Source organism: Serratia sp. M24T3, assembly GCF_000257645.1.
In the GTDB taxonomy this organism is placed as follows: domain Bacteria; phylum Pseudomonadota; class Gammaproteobacteria; order Enterobacterales; family Enterobacteriaceae; genus Rouxiella.
The window spans coordinates 1-23179 of record NZ_AJHJ01000041.1 but is presented as its reverse complement, the minus strand read 5'-3'; the positions used below and the strand labels follow the sequence as shown (position 1 = coordinate 23179).

20 protein-coding genes are annotated in these 23179 nt (G+C 52.4%); 8 read left to right on the top strand and 12 right to left on the bottom strand.

Going from position 1 to position 23179, the window contains the following annotated elements; genetic code table 11:
- Window positions 1–7: 7 nt before the first annotated feature.
- The 3 genes from galE to modE all read right to left on the bottom strand — a co-directional run bounded on the left by galE (window position 8) and on the right by modE (window position 5723).
- Entirely contained in the window at window positions 8–1024 is a 1017-nt protein-coding gene (gene galE / locus SPM24T3_RS21190; RefSeq protein ID WP_009638878.1) for a UDP-glucose 4-epimerase GalE, read from the bottom strand.
- Window positions 1025–3286: 2262 nt separating this feature from the next.
- On the bottom strand, window positions 3287–4765 hold the full coding sequence (gene modF / locus SPM24T3_RS21185) for a molybdate ABC transporter ATP-binding protein ModF (protein ID WP_009638877.1): 1479 nt from the start codon (window positions 4763–4765) through the stop codon (window positions 3287–3289).
- Window positions 4766–4940: 175 nt separating this feature from the next.
- A complete protein-coding gene (gene modE, locus SPM24T3_RS21180; protein ID WP_009638876.1) occupies window positions 4941–5723 on the bottom strand; it encodes a molybdenum-dependent transcriptional regulator in 783 nt (260 codons plus the stop codon).
- Window positions 5724–5920: 197 nt separating this feature from the next.
- Between modE and SPM24T3_RS24900 the strand changes: the two genes are divergently transcribed.
- A complete protein-coding gene (locus SPM24T3_RS24900; RefSeq protein WP_009638875.1) occupies window positions 5921–6076 on the top strand; it encodes an AcrZ family multidrug efflux pump-associated protein in 156 nt (51 codons plus the stop codon).
- Between the two features lie 84 nt (window positions 6077–6160).
- Here SPM24T3_RS24900 and SPM24T3_RS21170 read toward each other — a convergent pair whose 3' ends face one another.
- Window positions 6161–6979: a pyridoxal phosphatase gene (locus SPM24T3_RS21170; protein ID WP_009638874.1), complete on the bottom strand. Its 819-nt coding sequence runs from the start codon at window positions 6977–6979 to the stop codon at window positions 6161–6163.
- 174 nt (window positions 6980–7153) lie between these two features.
- On the opposite strand from SPM24T3_RS21170, the gene pgl reads away from it, so the two are divergent.
- A complete protein-coding gene (pgl, locus tag SPM24T3_RS21165) occupies window positions 7154–8155 on the top strand; it encodes a 6-phosphogluconolactonase (protein ID WP_009638873.1) in 1002 nt (333 codons plus the stop codon).
- An 81-nt stretch (window positions 8156–8236) separates the two neighbouring features.
- On the opposite strand, the gene SPM24T3_RS21160 is transcribed toward pgl, so the two are convergent.
- From SPM24T3_RS21160 to SPM24T3_RS21135, 6 genes are all read right to left on the bottom strand, one after another.
- Window positions 8237–9544, bottom strand: coding sequence for a putative acyl-CoA thioester hydrolase (locus SPM24T3_RS21160; RefSeq protein WP_009638872.1), 1308 nt, complete (start codon window positions 9542–9544; stop codon window positions 8237–8239).
- A 189-nt stretch (window positions 9545–9733) separates the two neighbouring features.
- On the bottom strand, window positions 9734–10216 hold the full coding sequence (locus SPM24T3_RS21155) for a kinase inhibitor (protein WP_009638871.1): 483 nt from the start codon (window positions 10214–10216) through the stop codon (window positions 9734–9736).
- 41 nt (window positions 10217–10257) lie between these two features.
- A complete protein-coding gene (locus SPM24T3_RS21150; protein ID WP_009638870.1) occupies window positions 10258–10938 on the bottom strand; it encodes a type 1 glutamine amidotransferase domain-containing protein in 681 nt (226 codons plus the stop codon).
- Between the two features lie 42 nt (window positions 10939–10980).
- Window positions 10981–12024, bottom strand: a complete 1044-nt coding sequence (locus tag SPM24T3_RS21145) for an NADP-dependent oxidoreductase (protein ID WP_009638869.1) — start codon at window positions 12022–12024, stop codon at window positions 10981–10983.
- 205 nt (window positions 12025–12229) lie between these two features.
- Window positions 12230–13009, bottom strand: coding sequence for a transporter substrate-binding domain-containing protein (locus SPM24T3_RS21140; RefSeq protein ID WP_009638868.1), 780 nt, complete (start codon window positions 13007–13009; stop codon window positions 12230–12232).
- A 24-nt stretch (window positions 13010–13033) separates the two neighbouring features.
- The gene (locus SPM24T3_RS21135; protein ID WP_009638867.1) at window positions 13034–14188 is read right to left on the bottom strand and encodes a methionine aminotransferase; all 1155 of its coding nucleotides are present in this window, start codon (window positions 14186–14188) and stop codon (window positions 13034–13036) included.
- Between the two features lie 130 nt (window positions 14189–14318).
- Between SPM24T3_RS21135 and SPM24T3_RS21130 the strand changes: the two genes are divergently transcribed.
- A complete protein-coding gene (locus SPM24T3_RS21130; protein WP_009638866.1) occupies window positions 14319–15323 on the top strand; it encodes a LysR family transcriptional regulator in 1005 nt (334 codons plus the stop codon).
- A 42-nt stretch (window positions 15324–15365) separates the two neighbouring features.
- Here SPM24T3_RS21130 and bioA read toward each other — a convergent pair whose 3' ends face one another.
- Window positions 15366–16643: an adenosylmethionine--8-amino-7-oxononanoate transaminase gene (gene bioA / locus SPM24T3_RS21125; protein WP_009638865.1), complete on the bottom strand. Its 1278-nt coding sequence runs from the start codon at window positions 16641–16643 to the stop codon at window positions 15366–15368.
- A 124-nt stretch (window positions 16644–16767) separates the two neighbouring features.
- Here bioA and bioB point away from each other — a divergent pair, with 124 nt between their 5' ends.
- Genes bioB through bioD form a run of 4 tightly spaced genes read left to right on the top strand, consistent with a single transcriptional unit; the run spans window position 16768 to window position 20481 of the window.
- Window positions 16768–17805, top strand: coding sequence for a biotin synthase BioB (bioB, locus tag SPM24T3_RS21120; RefSeq protein WP_009638864.1), 1038 nt, complete (start codon window positions 16768–16770; stop codon window positions 17803–17805).
- 60 nt (window positions 17806–17865) lie between these two features.
- The gene (gene bioF / locus SPM24T3_RS21115) at window positions 17866–19029 is read left to right on the top strand and encodes an 8-amino-7-oxononanoate synthase (RefSeq protein WP_009638863.1); all 1164 of its coding nucleotides are present in this window, start codon (window positions 17866–17868) and stop codon (window positions 19027–19029) included.
- Entirely contained in the window at window positions 19001–19783 is a 783-nt protein-coding gene (gene bioC / locus SPM24T3_RS21110) for a malonyl-ACP O-methyltransferase BioC (RefSeq protein WP_009638862.1), read from the top strand. The genes bioF and bioC overlap by 29 nt, the downstream gene beginning before the upstream one ends.
- A complete protein-coding gene (gene bioD / locus SPM24T3_RS21105) occupies window positions 19783–20481 on the top strand; it encodes a dethiobiotin synthase (RefSeq protein ID WP_009638861.1) in 699 nt (232 codons plus the stop codon). The genes bioC and bioD overlap by 1 nt, the downstream gene beginning before the upstream one ends.
- A 3-nt stretch (window positions 20482–20484) precedes the next feature.
- On the opposite strand, the gene SPM24T3_RS21100 is transcribed toward bioD, so the two are convergent.
- Entirely contained in the window at window positions 20485–21195 is a 711-nt protein-coding gene (locus SPM24T3_RS21100; protein WP_009638860.1) for an ABC transporter ATP-binding protein, read from the bottom strand.
- Between the two features lie 1129 nt (window positions 21196–22324).
- Here SPM24T3_RS21100 and SPM24T3_RS21095 point away from each other — a divergent pair.
- Window positions 22325–23179: DEAD/DEAH box helicase family protein (locus tag SPM24T3_RS21095; protein WP_009638859.1), on the top strand; the 855-nt coding region annotated here is incomplete at its 3' end.

Here is a 23179-nt window from a genome sequence, read left to right as displayed (position 1 = left end):
TCTTTCCTTAATCTGGATAGCCCTGTGGGTTTTTTGATTGCCACAGCCAGGTATCGTCCGCCATGTTTTCCAAAGTACGGCTTACACGCCAATTCAGCTCTTTGGCCGCCTTGCCCGGATCAGCCCAATAAGCTGGCAGATCTCCAGCGCGGCGCGGGGCAAAGTGGTAATTCACCGGCTTGCCACAGGCTTCGCTGAAGGCATTGATAACATCAAGAACGCTCTTGCCGACACCTGCTCCGAGGTTGTAAATGTGTACGCCCGGTTTGTCATGCAGGGTTTTCATCGCGGCGATGTGACCATCGGCCAGATCGACCACGTGAATGTAGTCACGCAGACAGGTACCGTCTGGAGTGTCATAGTCGTTGCCAAATACTGACAGCGACTCGCGACGGCCTACGGCAACCTGCGCGATAAACGGCATCAGGTTGTTGGGGATACCTTGTGGATCTTCACCCATCAGGCCCGACGGATGTGCACCGACTGGATTGAAATAGCGCAGCAGAGAGATGCTCCAGTTCGGTTGCGCGCGCTGCAAATCTTGCAGGATTTTCTCAACCATCAGTTTGCTTTGGCCATAAGGGCTGGAAGGCGTTCCGGTTGGGAAATCTTCAACGTAAGGGGTTTTAGGCTGATCGCCGTAAACTGTGGCCGATGAACTAAAAATGAGGTTAGTCACGCCAGCGGCGCGCATTGCTTCGACCAGCACCAGCGAGCCGTGAACGTTGTTATCGTAATATTCCAGCGGTTTGTTCACCGACTCACCCACGGCTTTCAGGCCGGCAAAGTGAATAACCGAATCGACTTTATATTCGCTGAAGATTTTGTCCAGCAATGCGCGGTCGCGAATATCGCCCTGGATCAGAACGGGAGTTTTACCCGTCAGAGTAGTGATGCGTTCCAAAACGCTGGCTTTGCTGTTGCAAAGGTTATCCAGAATGATTGGCGAATAGCCCGCTTCAATTAATTGAACGCAAGTGTGGCTACCAATGTAACCGCTACCACCTGTCACTAGAACGTACATATCGACTCCTTGATGGAAATGATGTGGGTAACAATATCATGCTGTGGTGCGCAAAAAGGTGATCCATCTTATAAAATGGAATCGTTTACACCTCTAGTTTACCACTGTGATAGGCTTCCTACCATGGGGATAGGGAAGGGGATAATCCCCTTTGAACCCTTGGGATACGGATAGTGTAATCGATTACAGTGATTTTTTTATTGCAAAATTGTTTTTTTGGGGCAATTTTCGAGGTTGGTTTTTAATCAATTATTCAGGCTGACTCTTGTGGTCAATGCCCTGTATCAATTCTTAAACCAATAAACTATGAGGCGTTTTTCCGGTTCACCAAATTCAATGGTCAATTAACTGGCAGCATCTCCGCGTTTTGGGTGCTGCGCACAGGCTTTTTAAGGTCAATGATCACCGAGGAGTTTTTTCCGGTTCACTCATTTTAATGGTCATTTAACCGGCAGCGCCGGAACCGGGCAAGAGGTCTCCAGGGCGAGCCCTCTTGCATCTCCGCGTTTTGAGTGCTGCGCACGGGCTTTAGATGCTGCGCATGGGCTTTTTAAGGTCAATAATCACTGAGGAGTTTTTCCGGTTCAATAATTTCAATGGATATTTAACCAGCCGCGCCGGAACCGGGCAAGAGGTCTCCAGGGCGAGCCCTCTTGCATCTCCGCGCCCCTTTGGTGTCGCTTAGCTGCACGGCACCAGACGATGAGTTCGTTTCAGTTGCCACTGTGTGTGGCGTTGGTCGCGCCGCTGCGCGGTCCCCTCGTTCGTTCGAAAGCCAAAAACGTCTTTCTCCCTCCCTCAGCGCCGCCCCGAGGCCGCCAATTCGGTCTATCAAAGAAAAACCGGCAACCTAAGCTGAGGCCAAAAGACCATTCTTCTGACAAGAGTTTTCTTTTTGAAGGTGACATTCTGTGAATATCGGTTTTATTAATTCAGAAACGAAAACAAAAGTTATATCTAGTCTCGAACAAACCTAAGAGATCTATCTTTCTGAGATCGGGTTTTGACCGCCGTAGAGTTGCCGGTTTTTCTTTTTAGCTGCTATTGGCGGCCTCAGGCCTACGCTGAGCGAAGGAAAGGGAGACGTTTTTGGCTCCCGACTGAGTGAAGGCAGCCCGCAGGGCCGTGGCCAACGCCACGCACGTGGGCTGCTGAAACGATCTACTTTTTTTGCACCAATCTGGTCACAAGAAAAGGGCCCGGGATTCTTAAGGGTGGCGGCCCAAGGGCCACCCTTGAGGCGGTCTGGGCCGCAGCCCAGTAAGCGAAGCGCATGAAGTTGAAGTTGAAGTTGAAGTTAAGCTAAAGGCCGTGCGCAGCATCAAGAGTTGCGTTGGACGCGAGTAACTTTTAAAGCCATTAAACTCTGAGCCGTTTTCCGGTTCACTAAATTCAATGAGCATTTAACCGGCCGCGCCGGAACCGGGCAAGAGGTCTCCAGGGCGAGCCCTCTTGCATCTCCGCGTTTTGGGTGTCGTTTGCCTGTACGGCACCAGACGATGAGTTCGTTTCAGTTGCCACCGCATGTGGCGTTGGACGCGCCGCTGCGCGGTCCCCTCGTTTGTTCGAAAGCCAAAAACGTCTTTCTCACTCCCTCAGCGCCGCCCCGAGGCCGCCAATCAGGGCTATTAAAGAAAAACCGGCAACCTAAGCTGAGGTCAAAAGGCCTTTCTTCTGACAAAAACTTTCATTTGAAGGTGACATTTTGTGAATATCGGTTTTATTAATTCAGAAACGAAATCAAAAGTTATATTTAGTCTCGAACAAACCTAAGAGATCTATCTTTGTGAGATCGGCTTTTGACCGCCGTAGAGTTGCCGGTTTTTCTTTTTAGCTGCTATTGGCGGCCTCAGGCCTACGCTGAGCGAAGGAAAGGGAGACGCTTTTGGCTCCCGACTGAGTGAAGGCAGCCCGCAGGGCCGTGGCCAACGCCACGCACGTGGGCTTCTGAAAAGATCTACTTTTTTTTGCACCAATCTGGTCGCGAGAAAAGGGGCCCGGGATTCTTAAGGGTGGCGGCCCAAGGGCCACCCTTGAGGCGGTCTGGGCCGCAGCCCAGTAAGCGCAGCGCATGAATTTGAATTTGAATTTGAAGTTGAAGTTGAAGTTGAATTTGAAGTTAAGCTAAAGGCCGTGCGCAGCACCTAAGCCATGCGCAGCATTAAAGGCCGTGCGCAGCACAAGATGCTGAATTAAACCCTAGTGCGCTGCCCCAATCCCTAAAACAAAAAGTTGCCTTTAGATTCCCAATCTAAAACCAACCTAACCGCGATCCAGCTCATCAATCTGGTATTGATAAATCTCCCCATCCGGCACAAAAGTCAGTCGATGCGAAATACATTGCGGGGCATCTTCCGCATGATGGGAAACGAACAGTAGCTGGGTGTTGCCTTCACCGATCAGCACGTCGATAAAGCGTCGCACCAATTGGCGGTTAAGCGGGTCAAGACCTTGTAATGGTTCATCGAGGATCAGCAAGGCAGGATGTTTGACCAGCGCACGCGCAATTAGCGCCAGTCGTTGTTGACCCCAGGAGAGGCTATGGAATGGCGTATCAGCCGTGCGTCCGCCCAATCCAAGCAGTTCCAGCCATTGGGTGGTCAGCTGCTGTTGGCGATCGGAAACGGCCTGATAAATGCCAATCGAATCAAAGAATCCGGATAGAATTACGTTGCGAACATTTGAACTGACGCGGTAATCGAGATGCAGGCTACTGCTGACATAGCCGATATGGCGCTTGATATCCCAGATGGTTTCTCCGCTGCCACGACGGCGACCAAACAAGGTTAAATCGTTGCTGTAACCCTGTGCATGATCGCCAGTGATAAGGCTTAGCAGGGTCGATTTCCCGGCTCCGTTTTGACCGACGATTTGCCAGTGCTGTCCCACATCAACCTGCCAAGTCAGCCCGTGCAAGATAGGTTTGTCGTTGTACTGAACCACACCATTACGAAGTACGATCAGCGGTTGATCGGCAGGCAACAGGGCTTTCTGGGTCGGATCCTCAGCTTCGGGCAAATTCATCCCGCTCAGCGTTTCGCTATGCGCCAACTGGGCAACCAACGCCTCTGACAACACTTGCTGACGCGGCCCGACAGACGCCAAAGAGCAGTCAGCAAGCACGCCAACGTATTGGATAAAATCAGGAATATCATCGAAGCGGTTCAATACCAGCACCATCGTCTGGCCCTGAGCGGCAAGCTCTGCCAGCATCTCCGCCAGCTGTTCCCGCGCCTTGACGTCCAGCCCGTCAAACGGTTCATCGAGCACCAAAAGATCGGGTTGTTGCATCAATACCTGGCACAGCAGCGTTTTACGTGTTTCGCCAGTTGAAAGATATTTGAAGCGTCGACTCAACAGGTGCGCAATACCAAACTGCGCCGCCAGCTTCTCGCAGCGGGCCGCATCATGGACCTGCTCCTGAATAATTTCAGCAGTGGTTCGGCCAGTATCGTCTTCATCGGCGCTTAACATATCGGTGTTATTGCGCTGCCATTCGTCGGCGACTAGCTTTTGCAACTGCTCAAAAGAGAGGCGAACAATGCTGCCGAAATCGCTGTTGCGCGAGCCTTCCAATAACACCAAATCTCCAGCAATGGCACGCGCCAGGGCCGATTTTCCGCTACCGTTCGAGCCGACGAAAGACCAGGTTTCACCCTGGCGCAAGGTTAACTCGGGTAAATCGAGAGTGCGCGTATCGCTAAGACGGAAAATGGCTTGTGAAATAGATAAAGATGACATTTTGCTCCTGCCTGCTTATGACCTTGGGGTTGCCCGCGCGGGGTCTTATACCCTGAGATTCTTATTAAAATGAATCATTAAGAATTTTAGGGATAAGCTCATCACCGGCCCAAGTCAATTGACAATTCTGCAAACTGTCAGCGCTAAAAATGCAAGATATTGATTAATAATAGCTTTAGCACAGCGTGGCGATAATCACCTTGTCAGCATCAAATTGTGCGTAGACCTCTGCATCTTCTTTGAGTGCCATTTTATCGACTTCTTTAGTCGCCAGAGTGGCACACAGAATTTCGCCCCCTTGCAGGGCAATCAGTACCTCACAGTTATCCGCACCATGCTGGATACTCTGAACCTTACCTAACAGCGCGTTATCGTTATTGCTGGCCTGATAGCTCAGGCTTATCCACGGCGCTTTTATCAGTGCGAGGATCTCTTTGCCCGGGAGCAAAGAAAGACGGTCGGCGCTTTGTTGTGTGAGAGCGGCACGAATCCGCGTTTTACCATCGGCAAGCAGGACATTGATATGCTGTTGGACCTCTTCATGGTCGCGCTCGATGACTGTACCAAAAAGCTGATTACGCGCGCTGGTTTGCAGTGAGAAACGAGAGATCGCCGCGAGCAGGCTGTCGAGGGGCAGGCCGTCATCTTTAAGCACATCAAAAGCTTTTTGCTGGATTTGGGCAAGTAAATCAAACAGCTGGATCAGGCGCTCGCCGTAGCGAGTCAGCACCGCGCCGCCACCGCCTTTGCCGCCGGTGTTGCGTTCAACCAGCGTTTGGTCGGCTAGCTGGTTCATTTCGTTAATCGCATCCCAGGCACTTTTATAACTAATTCCGGCCAGCTTTGCCCCTTGGCTGATTGAGCCGGTAATTTTTACCTGTTTAAGTAATTCGATACGGCGCGGGTCGGCGAACACGCGCTGTTGCAGTTTCAGGGTTAACAGGATTTCAGCTTGCATAAATGAGGGTCCAACCTTGGCGTCAGCAAAAGTTATGGTTTGAGGCATAACTTGATAATAGGGCATTGTCGCCGATTGCTGGGAGTTCTTAAAGAGTTGGCGAAAAGCTAAAGTAAATCAGCCAAAACGCTGTTAAGATTAGTTACATATTTTTGCATTTGCTTAAAAGGCTGATGCTTTAGCGAAGAGAGGCTATCATGTTGGAACTACTGGAAAGTTTGCTGTTTGCGATAATTATGGTGCCTATTTTTATCGCCTTGGTATTAGGTCTGATTTACGGCATGGGCGAGCTGTTTAACGTGATTTCCAAAGTCGGTCACTCAAAAGAGTCACACAGCGAACCTAAAAGCTGAATCTCTGCCTATTGCTAATGAAACCCGGTCATCACGCCGGGTTTTTTTATGGATAACCCGCAATTTTTCACGGGCTAGAATACTCTAAAGCACTTTTGTACGGATCACATCTGCAATGCCCGGTTGTTCGTTGTCGGCGATCACCAGCCCGGCACGTAACTTAATCTCATCAACGGCGTTACCCATCGCCACGCCAAGGCCGACGTTTTCCAGCATGCTAAGGTCATTGAAATTATCACCAAAGGCGATGACTTCGCTCATGCTTATCCCTTGAGATTCTACCCACTGTTGCAGGCGTTTACCCTTGCTATTGCCACCTTTGGCGACGTCAACCTGATCGTGCCATGACCATTCGCATGCGAGACCCAGCTCTTTCTCGGCCTGTTGTGCGAAGGCTTCCAAAGCGTCTAAATCGTGATGCGAGGTAGCAAATTTCCAGATCGACTGTGCTTCGTCTGCGGCTTCACGCAGGCTGTTGACCTGACTAATCGTCGGCTGCTGGCCTTCTGGCAAGGTTTTTCCCCAGATAATCGAACGTTCAACGTGGCCGCTGGTCTGCTGATACAGCATCGCATCATCAACGTACAGCAAGCCGTGGATCCCGTAAAACTCCAGCAGGTCGATCACCTTTTTGGCTTTGATTTTATCCAGCGGATCGGAGGCCAACACTTTTTGCGCCTGAAAATCATAAAGATAAGTGCCGTTGCAGCAAATGGCCGGAGTATCTAATTCTAAGGTTTTATAAAACGAACGGATTGCCACGTGATGGCGTCCGGTCACCACGATGACTTTAACACCCGCAGCGCGCGCGTCAGCCAAAGCAGCCAGAGATTCAGGGAGAATACGTTTTTGACGGTCAAGCAGCGTGCCGTCGAGATCGAGCGCGATAACGCGGTAAGTCATGAGCGGTTCCAGCAGAGTGTCATTGTCTAAAATTAAGGCTATAGATGTTACACCTTAAATCTAAATGTTAAAACCTCGCATCAAGGGCTAATGCTTTGGCAAGGTGTTAAGCTATGCTGAAACCCTGCTCTTTTAATAAAACGTACCCATTTTCAGATTTAATAAGGAGATATGATGAAACAAGTCGTTTATGTTGCCAGTCCCGACAGTCAGCAGATTCACGCCTTCAACCTCCACGAAGACGGTGAGCTTTCACTGCTACAGGTGGTGGAAGTTCCGGGTCAGGTTCAGCCAATGGTTGCCTCGCCGGACTCACGTCAACTTTATGTCGGCGTGCGCCCGGAATTTGCCATTGTGACTTATGACATCGGCCACGACGGCAAGCTGGAACTGGCTGGGCAAGCACCTTTACCAGGCAGCCCAACGCATCTTGGTATCGATTTACAAGGCCGTTTTGTTTTCAGCGCTTCCTACAGTTACAACAATGTCAGCATCCACAAGATTGGCGATGATGGCGTGGCACTGGCTCCGCATCAGGTGCTTGAAAACCTGCAGGCTCCGCACTCGGCCAATATGAATCCGACCAATCAATTGCTGATGATCCCGGCGCTGAAAGAGGACCATATCCGCCTGTTCGATTTTAATCTGCAAGGCGAAGCAACCGCGCACAAGCCTGCCGAACTTTCTACTGTGTCAGGCGCAGGCCCGCGTCATATGGCGTTCCATCCAAATCAGCATTTCGCCTACTGCGTCAATGAGCTTAATGGCACCGTGGACGCGTACCAGAAAGACGTAACCAGCGGCGAATACCGGAACGTGCAAACGCTGGATATCCTGCCTGCTGATTTCAGCGGCGAGCGCTGGTCTGCCGATCTGCATATCACTACAGACGGCCAGTATCTTTATGCCTCCGACCGAACCGCAAGCACGCTGTCAGTGATTAAAGTGTCTGCCGATGGCAGCGAGTTGACGCTGGTAGGGCATCACCCAACCCAGACACAGCCACGCGGCTTCAATATCGACCATCACGGCAAATATGTGATAACCGCCGGTCAGAAATCCCCTGATATTGAAGTGGCGAAAATTGATCAGGCCACAGGCAAACTGACTCGCCTTAAGACCTATCCGGTCGGCAAGGGCGCGATGTGGGTCACTATTATCGAGCTGCATCACTAGTCTGTTTGCTTTTCAGGATCGAAAAAAAACGCCAGGCTGACGAGTCTGGCGTTTTTATTTTTAACGTCTTGTCGTAGAACGTTATTTCACCGCAGGCACGGTGTTGTTGTACTGCCACAGGCGGTTGAAGCCGGCGTCATTAAGATTGCGGTTCGGTGCCACGTTGCCAGAGAACGGACGCTGAGAGTAAAGCGCTTCGCCCCACGGCTGTTGCAGGTTATAGCTGGTCGCATCAATCTGGCTGTCGCGGATCACCAGTTGGCCGTTTGGCGTTGAACCGGCAGTGTAACCGCCCTGATCTGCACCTAAATCAACCGATCGTCCCAGTATCGCTTTCGCTGCTGCGCCTTGTCCTGCAAAGCCTTTATCGGCAGTCAGGTTACTGTCGGTGACTAGATAACCGTAAGGCACATTAGCTGGAGTAATCGGTGCGAAAATGCTGGCCTGCTTAACGCCACGGCTCGAAAGAGTGTGGAATTCAACGTGGTCAAACACGGCGTCAGCCTGTCCGGTCACATAATCTACATCGCCTGCAATCAGGCTGTTGTGCACGTAAACGCGGCTGTAGCGGCTGGTTACCGGTTTATTATTGATGTCGGCAGTATTGACCATCAGGGTGTTTTCGCGGCCCAGCAGGTGCACGTTTTCCAGCAGCGTCCGATCGCCGTCAACGCGCAGCGCAACAGCAGGATGTTCGCCCGCGTCGGTGCTGTCCTGCAAGCTGTTGGCGATGGTCAGGTTCTGCAATTGCAGGCCATTACCCTGTGACCACAGCGTTGCGCTACAGCTTGCACCAAGGGTCTGGTTTTGCGGATTGGCGCACAGGTTGTACATGTACCACGCGCGATCGCCCGGCAGGAATTCGCCGTTTGGATTGACTGACTTGCGGTAATCCGCAGGCGCTACGCCCGCTTCCAAACCAAGCTGCAACACCACCTGGTCGGCACTGTCACCGGCACCAAACAGGCTGATTGGCGCAGAACCGGCAGGGATGTAAATCGCGCCGGTATAAGTGCCTGGCAGAACTTTGATGTATTCACGTTCGCCGTGATTGTGGTCAGCCAGTGCAGCTTCAACGGCCTGTTGCACTGAGGTGAACTCTGCGCCGTCAGCCCCTTTCTTGGGACCGACGACGTAAACCTTTTTCACGCCGTCGGTTTTTGCCAGCACTGGCGTCCAGCCCTGCTGCTGCACTTGAACGGATGGCCCACCAAAGGCCAGATAGGATTTCGCCGTATAGTTTGCCGCTTCATCGGCGCTCAGGACTGGCAGTGCCGCGGTGCCCGGTGCAATCTGAGTAGATTGATTTTCCGGACTATGGCTACAGGCAGCCAAAAGCAATGTGGCGGATAAAGCAGCGCTGGCACGCGACAGGGTGGAAATTTTCACTGTGTCTGACTCCTTGATGCACAAAAAAAGCGGCCAGCACGGCTGACCACTTATCATTTCGAATGCGGTTTGTTTTGCTAACTGGGTTGCAGCTTACAAACTTCCCAGACAAAAACATGGTTGTTTTGTATCACAAACCGGATTTTATCATTAGAAAATATTTATTGTGCAAACAAAAAAGCGTCAATCTTAGCTATAAATCACCGTCAGAGAGGCTTTGCCCAGCGTGTGGAAGTGAATGTTGAAGCCGAGATAAGCACCGCTGGACTCTTCGCTGACTTCAAGATGTTCAACGTCGAGCGCGTAGACAGTGAAGATGTAACGATGATGCTCGCCCTGCGGAGGTGCAGCACCGCCGTAACCCGCTTTGCCGAAATCGGTGCGCGTTTGCACTGCACCCGCAGGCAGGCCGCCCTTGTCCGACCCAGCGCCGCCAGGCAACTCATGCAGACTGGCAGGCAGGTTGGCGACGCCCCAGTGCCACCAGCCAGAGCCCGTCGGCGCATCCGGGTCGTAGCAGGTGATAGCAAAGCTTTTGGTTCCGGCCGGGGCATTTTCCCAGCTTAGGTGGGGAGAGAGGTTGTCACCCTGATAACCCATGCCGTTGAATACTTGACCATTAGGCATCTTGTCGCCGTCTTTGAGATCGTTACTTTTAATCGTAAAAGCCATTATATCCCCTGCAAACTGGTTAAATTTACGCTTTGAAATTTTCAGACCGAGCCTAACATTTTCAACAATGCCTGAGCAACGCCTGCGGAAGAGGCCGGATTCTGGCCGGTGATCAGCTTGCCGTCAACCAACACGTAAGGACGCCAGTCGGCCGCTTTGCTGTATTCGCCACCGTTTTTCTTCAGCTCGTCTTCAACCAGGAAAGGCACAACATTGGTAAGCTGAACCGCTTCCTCTTCACTGTTACTAAAGCCGGTAACATGCTTGTCTTTGACCAGAGGTAAATCATCTATTTCGACATGGCGGAACACGCCGGGCGCGTGACACACAGCAGCCACGGGTTTGTCGGCACGCCAGAAGGCCTCGATTAGCGCAATAGAATCAGCATCTTCCGCCAAATCCCACAGTGGACCGTGACCTCCGGGATAAAACACCGCATCAAAGTCACTTTCATAAACTTCCGATAACTTGCGGGTGGTAGCCAGAAGTTTTTGGGCATCTTTGTCGTGACGAAAACGTTCTGTGGTTTCGGTTTGCGAATCCGCTTCATCACTTTTTGGATCAAGCGGAGGTCGGCCCCCCTTGGGGGAGGCCAAAGTGATGTCCGCACCAGCGTCGAGAAATTCATAGTAAGGGGCAGTGAATTCCTCGAGCCAGAATCCGGTTTTCTTGCCGGTATCGCCAAGTTTATCGTGAGAAGTTAATACCATAAGTAATTTCATATCATCTATCTCCAATGATTTCAGTAACGTACCTGTAAAAACTTAGGCTTCTTCCTGGCCTACCTGAATCACCATCTTGCCGAAGTTTTTGCCCAGCAAAACGTCATTCAACGAGGCTGGCGCACTTTCCAAATCTTTAACGATTTGTTCGCGGAATTTGATTTTATCGGCCGAGAACCATTCACTCATCTGGGCCGCAAATTCTGGATAGCGATGACCGTAGTCATCAAAAATAATGAAACCTTCAACGCGCAGGCGTTTCTTCAAGATAGTGTTGGTCAGCAGGGTCATAGCCTCGCCACCTTTCTTGTTGTCGACGTCATTATATTGCGCGATCACGCCGCACACCGGTACGCGAGCCTTGGTATTGAGCAGAGGTAACACCGCCTCAAACACTGCACCTCCAACGTTTTCGTAATACACGTCAATGCCGCGCGGGCAGGCTTCTTTCAGGCGCTGTGGGAGATTGGCCGCGCGGTGATCCAGGCATTCATCAAAACCGAAATGTTCGACCGCGTAGCGACACTTCTCTTCACCACCGGCGATACCCACCACTTTACAGCCTTTAAGCTTGGCGATTTGCCCAACCAATGAGCCGACCGGGCCGGTTGCTGCGGCAACGACCACTGTTTCACCGGCTTTTGGCTGGCCGATATCCAACAGCCCCATAAAGGCGGTGAAGCCAGGCATGCCGAGCACGCCAAGTGCCAGCGAAGGATGCTTCAGTGCAGCGCCTTCGAGTTTTCTGGCTTCTTTGGCATTAACCACTGCGTAATCCTGCCAGCCGTTGGTGGCTACCACCCAGTCACCGGTCTTGAAGTTGGCGTCTTTAGATTCAACTACGCGCGATACGGCACCGCCAGTCATGACGTGATCAATCTCAACCGGTGGCGCATAAGAAGGACCGGCACTCATACGACCGCGCATGTAAGGGTCAAGCGACAGATACACCGTGCGCAGCAGCAGTTGGCCTTCTGCCGGTTTTGGCAGCTCGGTTTCTTCCAGACGGAAATTTTCTGCCACTGGCAGACCGGTTGGACGAGAGGCGAGAACGAAGCGACGATTAACGGATGATTTCTGAGACATACTGATTCCTTATATTTAAAAACTTCCACCAAGTATAAGTATAGAACGCAAGGCGAAACGTGGAAGCGACACTACAGAGGACCCGCGGCAAGGTACAGGAATTGGCAGGAGTATTTTGTTAATGAATAATAATAAAAGGATTATTGCGGGGAATGGTCAAGTTATCCGCCACCATCTGATGATAGTGGCGGGAGAAACCTCAAGCTTATTTGGCAGTTACGTCGAGATCGCCAAAATATTTTTTCGCCAGCCGGGTAACGACGCCGTCTTGCTTGATTTGCGCAATGGCTTTGTCGAGGCGCTCTTTGTTGGCGGTATCGCCTTTACGCACGCCAAAAGCAATGCCGCTGCCGAGGATTTTGTCATCACGCACGGAATCGCCGACGAAGCCATAACCCTTGCCGTCTGGACGATCGAGGAAGCCTTTCTGGCCCGCCGGTGCCATGACAAGCGTTCCGTCAAGACGGCCTGAGGTCAAATCGAGATAGACCTGATCCTGGTCCTGATATGACACAATATCGACACCCTGCGGCGCCCAGTGAGCCTGCGCATAAGTTTCCTGAATCGAACCCTGTAACACGCCAATGTGCTTGCCTTTCAACGACGCGGCATCCGGCAGCAGGCCAGAGTCGGTTTTCGCAATCAGTTTGGTCGGAATACGATAAATAACATTCGTGAAATCAATCGCCTGACGACGTTTATCGGTGGCGTTCATGGCCGAGTTGATGGCGTCGAACTTACGCGCCTGAAGGGCAGGGATTAGGCCGTCGAACGAGGTTTCGCTCCACTCACATTTGGCCTTTGCCGCCGCACAGACCGCATTGCCGACGTCGATATCAAACCCTTGCAGCTCGCCAGTGGCCGATTTGGATTCAAACGGCGGATACAGCGCCTCAAGGCCAAACTTGATGGTCGAGCTTGCAGCCAGGGAAGAAAAAGATGCCAAGGCACAGCTCAGCAGCATCAGGCTTTTCAATTTATGCATTTTTATTGCTCCAGAAGTGATGTTTTAAACGCCGCTCAAACGGCGCGCGCCTTCAATTAATGTCGCATCGTCTTTGGCAAAGCTTAGGCGAATCAGTCCAGTAGGTTTATTACCGCTGTAAAATGCCGATAGCGGAATACTGGAAACCTGATGATCGCGAATCAGACTCAGCACAAACTCATCGTCACTCAGCGGGCTGAAATGACTGAATCTGGCGAGCATAAAGAAGCTGCCGCGCGTTGGCAGCAGTTCGAAACGTGACCCCTGCAACGCATTAATCAGTAAATCACGTTTTTGCTGATAAAAATCAGCCAGTCCCAAATAACTTTGCGGACTGGCCAGCGCCTCGGCAAACGCGTATTGCATTGGGGTATCGGCGGTAAAGACCATAAACTGGTGGATCTTGCGGATCTCGTCCATCAGCGCCGCCGGGGCCAGCGTGTAGCCCACGCGCCAGCCGGTAACGTGATAGGTTTTGCCAAACGAGGAAACAATTACGCTGCGCTCGGCCAGTTCCGCATGACGCGCCATGCTCTCATGACGTTCGCCGTCAAAAACCACGTGCTCGTAGACTTCATCGGACAGGATCACGATGTTGGTATTGCGGGTCAACGTGGTGAGTCTGTCGACGTCGTGCTGGGTGAAAATCGCGCCCGTCGGGTTGTGCGGGCTGTTGATAATGATCATCCGCGTCCGGCTGTTGATAGCGCTCGACACTTCATCCCAGTTGATGCTGAAATCTTCCATCGACAGAGTGATCGGCACTGGCGTTGCACCTTGCAGTCTGACAATCGGCGAGTAGCTGTCGAAGGCCGGTTCGAAATAGATTACCTCGTCGCCCGGATGAACCAGCGCGCTGATGGCAGAATAAATCCCTTCACTGGCGCTGGCAGTAATGGTGACTTCCTCGTCGGCATCATAATGGCTGCCATACAGCGCTTCGACCTTGGCAGACAGTGCCTGACGCAGCGCCGCAACGCCGCTCATTGGCGCATACTGGTTTTTGCCTGCACGCATCGACTGGGCTACGGCGTCAATCAGCGCAGGTTGGCATGAAAAGTTTGGCGCGCCCTGAGACAGGTTAAGTGCGTTATGCTCGGCGCTTAGCTGGCCAATAACGGTAAAAATCGTGGTGCCGACGTCGGGTAATTTCGACTGCGGGGACATGGCGCTTTTCATGCTAACTCCTGTGTGCAGTAACGGATGGGCAGAATAGTGAAGTTTGATTAAGCAATAGATTCGTTAGGTCCACAATAGAAAGTTTGTCATACTTACCATGATCTGACGTCATGGCTGGAGCCAAACCACAATGCGTTCACACTCGGATTTTTCGCCTCATTCTGTGCCAAATTCGGCACTCAATTTACCGCCGCTAAACTTGCTCAAGACATTTGTCATCGTTGCTCAAGCCTTGAATCTGACGCGCGCCGCCGAGCTGTTGCACATCACGCAAGGTGCGGTAAGCAGGCAGGTCACCGGGCTAGAAGCGCATCTTGGGTATCCGCTGTTTGTCAGGCAGGCAAGGGGATTGACGCTGACACCGCGAGGTGCGCAGCTGTTGCCGCCGATACAGATGGCCATGACACAAATGGGCGAGGCGCTGCAAAGGGTAGCGAGTCATCCTGATACCGTGCGCATCAAGTGTCCAACCTGTTCGATGCGCTGGCTGTTACCGCGGGTGATCCAGCTGCAAAACGATCGTCCGGATATGCAGATCGAGCTCACTGCTTCGGTGGCGCATGGGGTGGATTTTAGCAGCGAACATTTTGATGCGGCGGTGGTGTTTGGACGACCGGTTGAGAATGCGGCCAACGTGCTGCATCTGTTCGATGAAGTACTGACGCCCGTTTGCGTACCGGATCTTTTAGCGACAAAGCCTGATCTTCTAAGGACAAAGACAGAAGATATCGGGCTTGGCAGTCTGGCGGATCAAACGCTGCTGCATCCGACCCGCGATCGTCGTGACTGGCTGCTTTGGCTTAAAACCGCTGGCGTACAGGTACTTCCCTCAAGCAAGTCCCAGCATTTTGACACCCTGGATCTGGCGATTAACTCGGCGTTGCAAGGTTACGGCGTGGCGATCGGCGATCTCACGCTGATTGAGGATGATTTGCAGGCCCACAGAGTGATCGCGCCGTTTACTCTTTGTGTCGCCAGCGGGGCAAGTTATCAACTGCTTTACCCCGATAATCCAAGCCCGGCGCTGCAGGTTGCCATCGATTTTCTCAATCAGCAGGCTGGTGAAAGCCGCAACAGGCTTGATACCCTGCTGGCCGCCTCGCGACAACTAGTCCGTACTGGCGGCAAGGTTTAGCTCGCACCTGCGGCAAAGTTCAGTTCGCACGGGCAGCAAGCTTTAATAAAGCTGTTGCAGAGCGCTGGCCACTGCCTGCGTGAGCTGACGCAACTGCTCAGGGGTAATCACGTACGGCGGCATTAGATAAATCAGTTTGCCAAACGGCCTGATCCACACTCCTTGCGCAACAAAATGCTGCTGCAGGCGTGCCATCTCCACGGGTTGGCGCATTTCCACCACGCCGATCGCTCCCAACACTCGCACATCAGCCACTGCCGGATGATGTTTGAGTGGCGCAAGCTCGGCGTTAAGCTGCTCTTCAATTGCTGCGACCTGCTGCGGCCAGCGGTTTTCCGCCAGTAATGACAGGCTGGCGCTGGCGACGGCGCAGGCCAGCGGATTGCCCATAAAAGTCGGGCCGTGCATAAAGCATCCCGCTTCGCCATTGCTGATGACGTTAGCGACCTCGCGGGTCGTCAGCGTGGCGGACAGTGTCATGTAGCCGCCCGTCAGCGCCTTGCCGAGACAAAGAATGTCCGGTGCGATCCCGGCATGTTCGCAGGCGAACAGCTTGCCGGTGCGGCCAAAGCCGGTCGCTATCTCGTCGGCAATCATCAGAATGCCTGTTTCATCGCAAAGTTTTCGCACCTGACGCAGATACTCGGGGTGATAAATTCGCATCCCGCCTGCGCCCTGAACTACCGGCTCAAGAATGACTGCGGCAATGTCTTTTTCATGCTCTTTCAACAGTGCCGCAAAAGGTGCAATGTCCTCTGCATGCCATTCGCCATCAAAACGGCACTGAGGCGCAGGGGCAAACAAATGTTCTGGCAAATATCCCTGATACAGACTGTGCATCGAGTTCTGCGGGTCACACACTGCCATCGCGCCAAAAGTATCGCCGTGATAACCGTGGCGCAGGGTTAACAGCTTTTGACGTTTTTCGCCGCGCGCCTGCCAGTATTGCATTGCCATCTTTAGTGACACCTCAACTGCCACCGATCCTGAATCAGCCAAAAATACGCATTCCAGGCCTTCTGGCGTGATGGCTACCAACTGTTTTGACAGCGCGATCGCCGCCGGATGAGTGATACCGCCAAACATTACGTGCGACATCTTGCCAATCTGTTCAATTGCCGCCTGATTTAACTGCGGGTGGTTATAGCCGTGGATTGCGGCCCACCAGGATGACATGCCGTCAATCAGTTGGCGGCCATCGGCCAGATTGAGCAGCACCCCTTGCGCAGATTCCACCGCATAGGTTGGCAGTGGCTGGGTCATAGAAGTGTAGGGATGCCAGATATGTCGTTGATCAAATTCGAGGTCGGCGGGCGTCATGAAAATTCCTTGCAAAAGTCAGGTCGAAAATTAGTCGTAAACCAAAAATAAAATATTACGTTGACCGTAAACTAAAATAAATCAAAAATGGTTGACGGTATATCATTACTTTTGGAGATGTCTTATGACAACCCGCCCTCGTTGGACTTATGAGCAAACAGAAGCGCTATTCGAAAAACCCTTTCTGGAACTGATGTTTGAAGCGCAGCAGATTCACCGTCAACATTTCGACTCGCGACAGGTGCAAGTCAGCACGCTGCTGTCGATCAAGACGGGTGCCTGTCCAGAAGACTGCAAATACTGTCCGCAAAGTTCGCGTTATAAAACCGGGCTTGAATCCGAGAAGCTGATGGAAGTTCAGCAAGTATTGGAGTCGGCGCGCCAGGCCAAGGCTGCGGGTTCGACTCGCTTCTGCATGGGCGCGGCGTGGAAGAATCCGCACGACCGTGATATGCCGTATCTCGAGCAGATGGTGCAGGGCGTCAAAGCGCTGGGCATGGAAACCTGCATGACGTTGGGCACGCTGAATACCTTGCAGGCGCAGCGTCTGGCGAGCGCCGGGCTGGATTTTTACAATCATAATCTCGACACCTCGCCGGAATTTTATGGCAGCGTAATCACGACTCGCAGCTATCAGGAAAGGCTGGATACGTTGCAGGAAGTGCGTGGTGCGGGGATCAAAGTTTGCTCGGGGGGGATTGTCGGACTGGGAGAAACGGTTAAAGACCGTGCGGGCCTGCTGATGCAGCTGGCGAATCTGCCGGTGCCGCCCGAGAGTGTGCCGATCAACATGCTGGTCAAGGTTAAAGGCACCCCGATGGCCGATAACGCCGACGTCGATCCGTTTGATTTTATTCGTACTATTGCGATTGCGCGCATCATGATGCCGACATCTTACGTGCGCCTTTCCGCCGGTCGCGAGCAAATGAGCGAGCAGACGCAGGCGATGTGCTTTATGGCCGGTGCAAACTCGATTTTCTACGGCTGCAAACTGCTGACTACGCCGAATCCGGCAGAAGATAAAGACCTGATCCTGTTCGGCAAGCTTGGCCTGAATCCACAAAATTTCGCCACCGAAATGGGCGATGAAGAACAGCAGCAGGCGTTGAGTTCACAGTTGCTGCATGCCGACAGCGAGCAATTTTACAATGCTGCGCGCTAACGTGCGGCTGCGGTTTATGCCAAGGTTTCGTTTTCGTCACCAGCAATGGGGGCATTGATGATGTCGTGGCATGCGCGTTTTGATGCAGCGATTGCCGAGCGGCGACAGGCCGACGCTTTTCGCCAGCGGCAGCCTAATCACGGCGGCAATGGCCGCTGGCTGCAACAGGGCGATCGCCACTATCTGAACTTTTCCGGTAACGATTATCTCGGGTTGTCGCAGCATCCTGAGCTGATCGCCGCCTGGCAGCGCGGTGCGGAAAAATATGGTGTCGGCAGCGGCGGTTCAGGCCACGTTACCGGCTTTTCTCAGGTACATCAGCAGTTTGAACAGCAGCTGGCGGAGTGGCAGGGTTATCCCCGCGCCTTGCTTTTTATCTCTGGTTTTGCCGCTAATCAGGCGGTGTTGGCGGCGATGATGCAGGGAGAAGACCGGATCCTCGCCGATAAACTCAGTCACGCCTCGCTGCTGGAGGCGGCGGTGCATTCCCCGGCCCAGTTGCGGCGTTTTGCCCACAATCAGCCTGCGGCATTACAACGATTGCTGGAAAAGCCTCTGGCGGGAGAAACACTGGTAGTCACCGAAGGTATCTTCAGCATGGACGGCGATGCGGCACCTTTGGCCGCCCTGCATAGGCTGACAAAACAATACGGCGGCTGGCTGATGGTCGATGATGCACACGGCGTCGGCGTACTGGGCGAGCAAGGTCGCGGTAGCTGCTGGCAGCAAGGGATTAAACCCGAGCTGCTGGTGCTGACCTTTGGAAAAGCGATGGGCTGCAGCGGTGCGGCGGTGCTATGCGATGAAGCTACCGCCGATTACCTGTTGCAGTTTGCTCGCCATCTGATTTACAGCACCGCAATGCCCGCGGCCCAGGTTTGTGCGTTACAGGCCGCGTTGACATGTATTCAGCAAGGCGATGACCTGCGTGATAAACTGGCCAATAACATTGCCCGTTTTAGAACGGGTGCCGGGCAGTTGGGTCTAGAGCTTGCCGATTCATCGAGCGCGATTCAGCCCTTGATCATCGGTGAGAATCAGCCAGCACTGCAATGGGCGCAGCGGTTGCGCAAGCAGGGTCTGTGGGTCAGCGCGATTCGCCCGCCGACGGTGCCACCAGGCAGTGCACGGTTGCGTCTGACCCTGACGGCTGCCCATCAGCCTGAAGATATTGATATTTTGCTGGAGTCCCTGAATGGGTGCAGTTACCGAATTAGTGAATAAAAAAGCGGTCGCCAATGCGTTTAGTCGTGCGGCCCACAGCTACGAAGGTGCCGCAGAGTTGCAGCGTCTGAGTGGCGAAACCCTGATAGCCATGGCTGAGCAACAGGGCGTTGAATTAGGGCCACAAGTGCTGGATGCCGGTTGCGGCACGGGCTATTTCAGCCGTTGCTGGCAGGCGTTGGGTAAAACAGTCACCGCTTTAGATCTCTCCGAGGGCATGCTGGCGCGGGCGCGGGAGTTAAATTCTGCCGCACATTATTTACCCGGTGACATTGAGCGCCTGCCGCTGGAAAGCAACTCGGTGGACGTCAGTTTCAGCAATCTTGCCGTGCAGTGGTGCAATGCGTTGCCGCGCGCGCTGCAAGAGCTGGTGCGGGTAACGCGTCCGGGTGGAGTGGTGCTGTTCTCGACTCTGGCAGAACATTCTCTGCTTGAGCTGTCGCAGGCGTGGATGAAGGTCGATGGCCGTCCTCACGTTAACAAGTTTCTTACGCCGGATAAAATCGCCGAAGCCTGCGCGCCCTTTACCCATCACGTCGAGTTCAGTCAGCATACTGCGCTGTTTCCTGATGTGATGAGCCTGATGCGTTCGCTCAAGGGCATTGGGGCTACCCATATCAAAGGCGGGCGACTGGGCGGCTTGGGCGGACGGTCCCGTCTGGCAAGTGTCGAACAGCATTTTGCCCGTCAGGATGGGCAACTGCCGCTGACCTATCGTTTGGTTTACGGGATTATTTATGTTGAAGAAGAATAATGGATAGGGCGATCGACAAGCAGCGCTGGTTTATTACCGGCACGGATACTGAAGTCGGCAAAACAGTGGCTACTTGCGCCTTTTTACAGGCTGCGGCCGCGGCGGGTTTCACCACGGCGGGCTACAAGCCTGTCGCCTCGGGCAGTGAAATCACGCCACAAGGCCTGCGCAACAGTGATGCGCTGGCGCTACAGGCTAACAGTTCAGTAGCGCTGAGCTACCAACAGGTCAATCCTTATACCTTTCGTGAGCCGACCTCGCCACATATTGTCAGCGAGCTTGAGGGCAAAGCTATCGTGTTGGCGGAGCTGTCCCGGGGATTGCGTGAGCTGGAACCTTTGGCCGATTGGGTCGTGGTAGAGGGCGCGGGAGGCTGGTTTACGCCGCTTAACAAGGAGCACACCTTCGCCGACTGGGTGATCGACGAGCAGTTGCCGGTGATATTAGTGGTTGGTATGCGTTTGGGCTGCATCAACCATGCGCTGCTGACCGCGCAGGCTATCTTGCGAAGCGGGCTAAAGCTGGCGGGTTGGATCGCCAATGATGTAGAGGAAACGGGGCAGCATCATCAGGCTTATCTTGCAACCCTGACCCGGCTGCTGCCTGCGCCACTACTGGGCGAGATCCCGTATCTTCAACATCATCAATTTAACGATCATGGCCGCTATCTTTCGTTGAAAGCTTTGATTTTGGCCTAAGCGTCAGACGGTAAGATAAGTTTTCACCAGATTATCGTCCAGCTGTTCCAGCGTGCCCTGAGCGACGTTGCGCCCGCCGTCCAGCAGGCAGAAACGGTCTGCGACGCTGCGAATAAACGGCAGTTTATGACCGACCAGCAGCAATGTCAGGCCAAGGTCGCGGTTGAGACGATGGATAATATTGCCCATGTTGGCTTCCATCGCCTCGCTGGTATGCTCTGTTGGTTCATCGAGGATCAGCAGCTCTGGCTCCTGCACCAGCGCCCGGCTGATAGCCAGTTGCTGCTGCTGACTTTCATCCAGTTCTCCGGCCTTGCGAGAACCCATTTCTTTCATCGAAGGAAACAGATCGTAAACCTGCGAAGGAACGCGGCGGGTTTTGTTACGCCCGGCCATCATGGCAATCTGCAGGTTTTCATCCACGCTCATCTGCGAGAAAATCTGTCGCCCCTGAGGTACATAGCCAATCCCCATCTGCGCGCGGGTTTCCACCGGCATCATCAGCAAATTCTGCGGTTCATGATTGGCCGACTGCCAAGTCATCGATCCACTTTTCACGGGTAAATGACCCATGATGCAGTTGATCAACGTCGTTTTGCCAACACCGTTGCGGCCGATCAGGCAATTACATTGTCCGCGATACAATTCGAGATTGATGTCCCAAAGGATATGGTTTTGACCATAAAATTGGTTAACTGCTTTTACGCTTAGCATCAGTTGTTCCTCACTTATTAGGCGTTCCGTTGAACACATCATTGACGACCCCTGTCATATTTCTGACATTTTTACGATGCCGTTAATCTGTTAACACAGGATTAAATTCCGTTTAAGTCTCGTATTTCAACAGCATTAACAGGTGACAAACGGCTATCCCGCAGTGCTAAACGGCTAAAACTGACGTTTTTTGGCCTTAAAAGCATTCACTGTTGCTAAAAAAGTAGAGAGTTAAGTTGTTTTAGATAACACAGCAGATAATTCGTAAAGGTTACCTGCTGAAGTAATGTTGCAACTCTTGGGCCAAGTTTAAAAAGATAACTCCTAAACACTATTGATTGAGGTTTTGTAAGGCTGCGCAAGTAGGGGGAAGGGGCAATTCATTATCAGGGATAATGTTTATGTGAGATCCGCGATCCTGAGGTGCACTTTGCCAGTGCCGAGATCGCAATTTTTGGTGCAAGCTTAAACCGACTTAAGAGCAGAAAAGTCCCGATAGGATGCACATACTGATTTTGCAATCTAAAAGATCGACCTTTTCTAGGTCAAATCTGAATATATAAAGAAATAAAAGTGTAAAAAAATAACTAAAAAAATGCCAAACGAGTCCGGATTAGGAAAATGTCGATTTTTGTCAACGCAGGTCCCGTGCGGCGCGCTGTGAGTTATCCACCATTCCTGTGGATAACCTTGTGCATGAGAGACATAAAACTTGCTACAGGCGAGTCAGGGCGCGGGTTGAGCTTAGTTTGTCCGCATTCGCAGCTTTTTAAGTAAATTTATATTTTTCAACAGCTTAATTAAAGTCAATAGCGCTAATAATTTGCCTGCAAGGTTGTGTAAATTTTCGTCAGCAGACCTTGTAAAAGTTTAGTCGCGACAAAATCTGGGGATAAATGTCCTTTGATGGGGAAAAGAGGAGGACGTGTTGCCCTAAAATGAACAACTTAACCGTTTAACAAAAAATAGCCACTTGAGACTGGTTTTTTATCCAGTATAATGGTTGACCAAAACGCTGCTCAGGCTGATGCAGCGGTAAATTCGCAGGAAAGTGATCCATTTGACATAGTGGGGGAGTATTCCATACTTCCTGACCTGTCTCGCACGTTCTCATCTCAGGTAGCCCGCAATGAGCAAAGTTTTCAAATTACATTCCGAATTTAAACCTTCGGGCGATCAGCCTGAGGCGATCCGCCGTCTTGAAGAAGGGCTGGAGAACGGTCTGGCACATCAGACATTGCTGGGTGTGACCGGCTCGGGCAAAACCTTTACCGTCGCCAACGTGATTGCCGATTTGAATCGTCCTACCATGGTGCTGGCGCCTAACAAAACGCTGGCAGCCCAGCTTTATGGCGAAATGAAAGAGTTTTTCCCCGAGAATGCGGTGGAATATTTTGTCTCTTATTACGATTACTACCAGCCTGAAGCCTATGTGCCGAGCTCGGATACCTTTATTGAAAAAGATGCGTCGGTAAACGAACATATCGAGCAGATGCGTCTTTCCGCAACTAAAGCGCTGCTGGAGCGCAAAGACGTGATCGTTGTAGCGTCGGTGTCGGCTATCTACGGCCTGGGCGATCCCGATCTCTATCTTAAAATGATGCTGCATCTCACCAAGGGTATGATCATTGACCAGCGAGCGATCCTGCGTCGTCTGGCCGAGCTGCAGTATGCGCGTAACGATCAGGCATTTCAGCGCAGTACTTTCCGCGTGCGCGGTGAAGTGATCGACGTCTTCCCGGCGGAGTCTGACGATCTGGCGCTGCGAATCGAGCTGTTCGATCAAGAGGTCGAGAGGCTGTCACTGTTCGATCCGTTGACCGGCCAGATTTCCACCGAGGTGCCGCGTTTTACTATTTATCCCAAAACGCACTACGTTACCCCGCGTGAGCGCATTGTGCAGGCGATGGAAGAGATCAAAGTCGAGCTGGCCGATCGTCGCAAAAATTTGCTGGCCAACAACAAACTGCTCGAAGAGCAGCGC

Excerpts from the sequence above, each read along its gene's own strand:
- galE (WP_009638878.1), bottom strand. The coding sequence starts at position 1,024 with ATGTACGTTCTAGTGACAGGTGGTAGCGGTTACATTGGTAGCCACACT.
- modF (WP_009638877.1), bottom strand. The coding sequence starts at position 4,765 with ATGTCATCTTTATCTATTTCACAAGCCATTTTCCGTCTTAGCGATACG.
- modE (WP_009638876.1), bottom strand. The coding sequence starts at position 5,723 with ATGCAAGCTGAAATCCTGTTAACCCTGAAACTGCAACAGCGCGTGTTC.
- SPM24T3_RS24900 (WP_009638875.1), top strand. The coding sequence starts at position 5,921 with ATGTTGGAACTACTGGAAAGTTTGCTGTTTGCGATAATTATGGTGCCT.
- SPM24T3_RS21170 (WP_009638874.1), bottom strand. The coding sequence starts at position 6,979 with ATGACTTACCGCGTTATCGCGCTCGATCTCGACGGCACGCTGCTTGAC.
- pgl (WP_009638873.1), top strand. The coding sequence starts at position 7,154 with ATGAAACAAGTCGTTTATGTTGCCAGTCCCGACAGTCAGCAGATTCAC.
- SPM24T3_RS21155 (WP_009638871.1), bottom strand. The coding sequence starts at position 10,216 with ATGGCTTTTACGATTAAAAGTAACGATCTCAAAGACGGCGACAAGATG.
- SPM24T3_RS21150 (WP_009638870.1), bottom strand. The coding sequence starts at position 10,938 with ATGAAATTACTTATGGTATTAACTTCTCACGATAAACTTGGCGATACC.
- SPM24T3_RS21145 (WP_009638869.1), bottom strand. The coding sequence starts at position 12,024 with ATGTCTCAGAAATCATCCGTTAATCGTCGCTTCGTTCTCGCCTCTCGT.
- SPM24T3_RS21140 (WP_009638868.1), bottom strand. The coding sequence starts at position 13,009 with ATGCATAAATTGAAAAGCCTGATGCTGCTGAGCTGTGCCTTGGCATCT.
- SPM24T3_RS21135 (WP_009638867.1), bottom strand. The coding sequence starts at position 14,188 with ATGAAAAGCGCCATGTCCCCGCAGTCGAAATTACCCGACGTCGGCACC.
- SPM24T3_RS21130 (WP_009638866.1), top strand. The coding sequence starts at position 14,319 with ATGCGTTCACACTCGGATTTTTCGCCTCATTCTGTGCCAAATTCGGCA.
- bioA (WP_009638865.1), bottom strand. The coding sequence starts at position 16,643 with ATGACGCCCGCCGACCTCGAATTTGATCAACGACATATCTGGCATCCC.
- bioB (WP_009638864.1), top strand. The coding sequence starts at position 16,768 with ATGACAACCCGCCCTCGTTGGACTTATGAGCAAACAGAAGCGCTATTC.
- bioF (WP_009638863.1), top strand. The coding sequence starts at position 17,866 with ATGTCGTGGCATGCGCGTTTTGATGCAGCGATTGCCGAGCGGCGACAG.
- bioC (WP_009638862.1), top strand. The coding sequence starts at position 19,001 with ATGGGTGCAGTTACCGAATTAGTGAATAAAAAAGCGGTCGCCAATGCG.
- bioD (WP_009638861.1), top strand. The coding sequence starts at position 19,783 with ATGGATAGGGCGATCGACAAGCAGCGCTGGTTTATTACCGGCACGGAT.
- SPM24T3_RS21100 (WP_009638860.1), bottom strand. The coding sequence starts at position 21,195 with ATGCTAAGCGTAAAAGCAGTTAACCAATTTTATGGTCAAAACCATATC.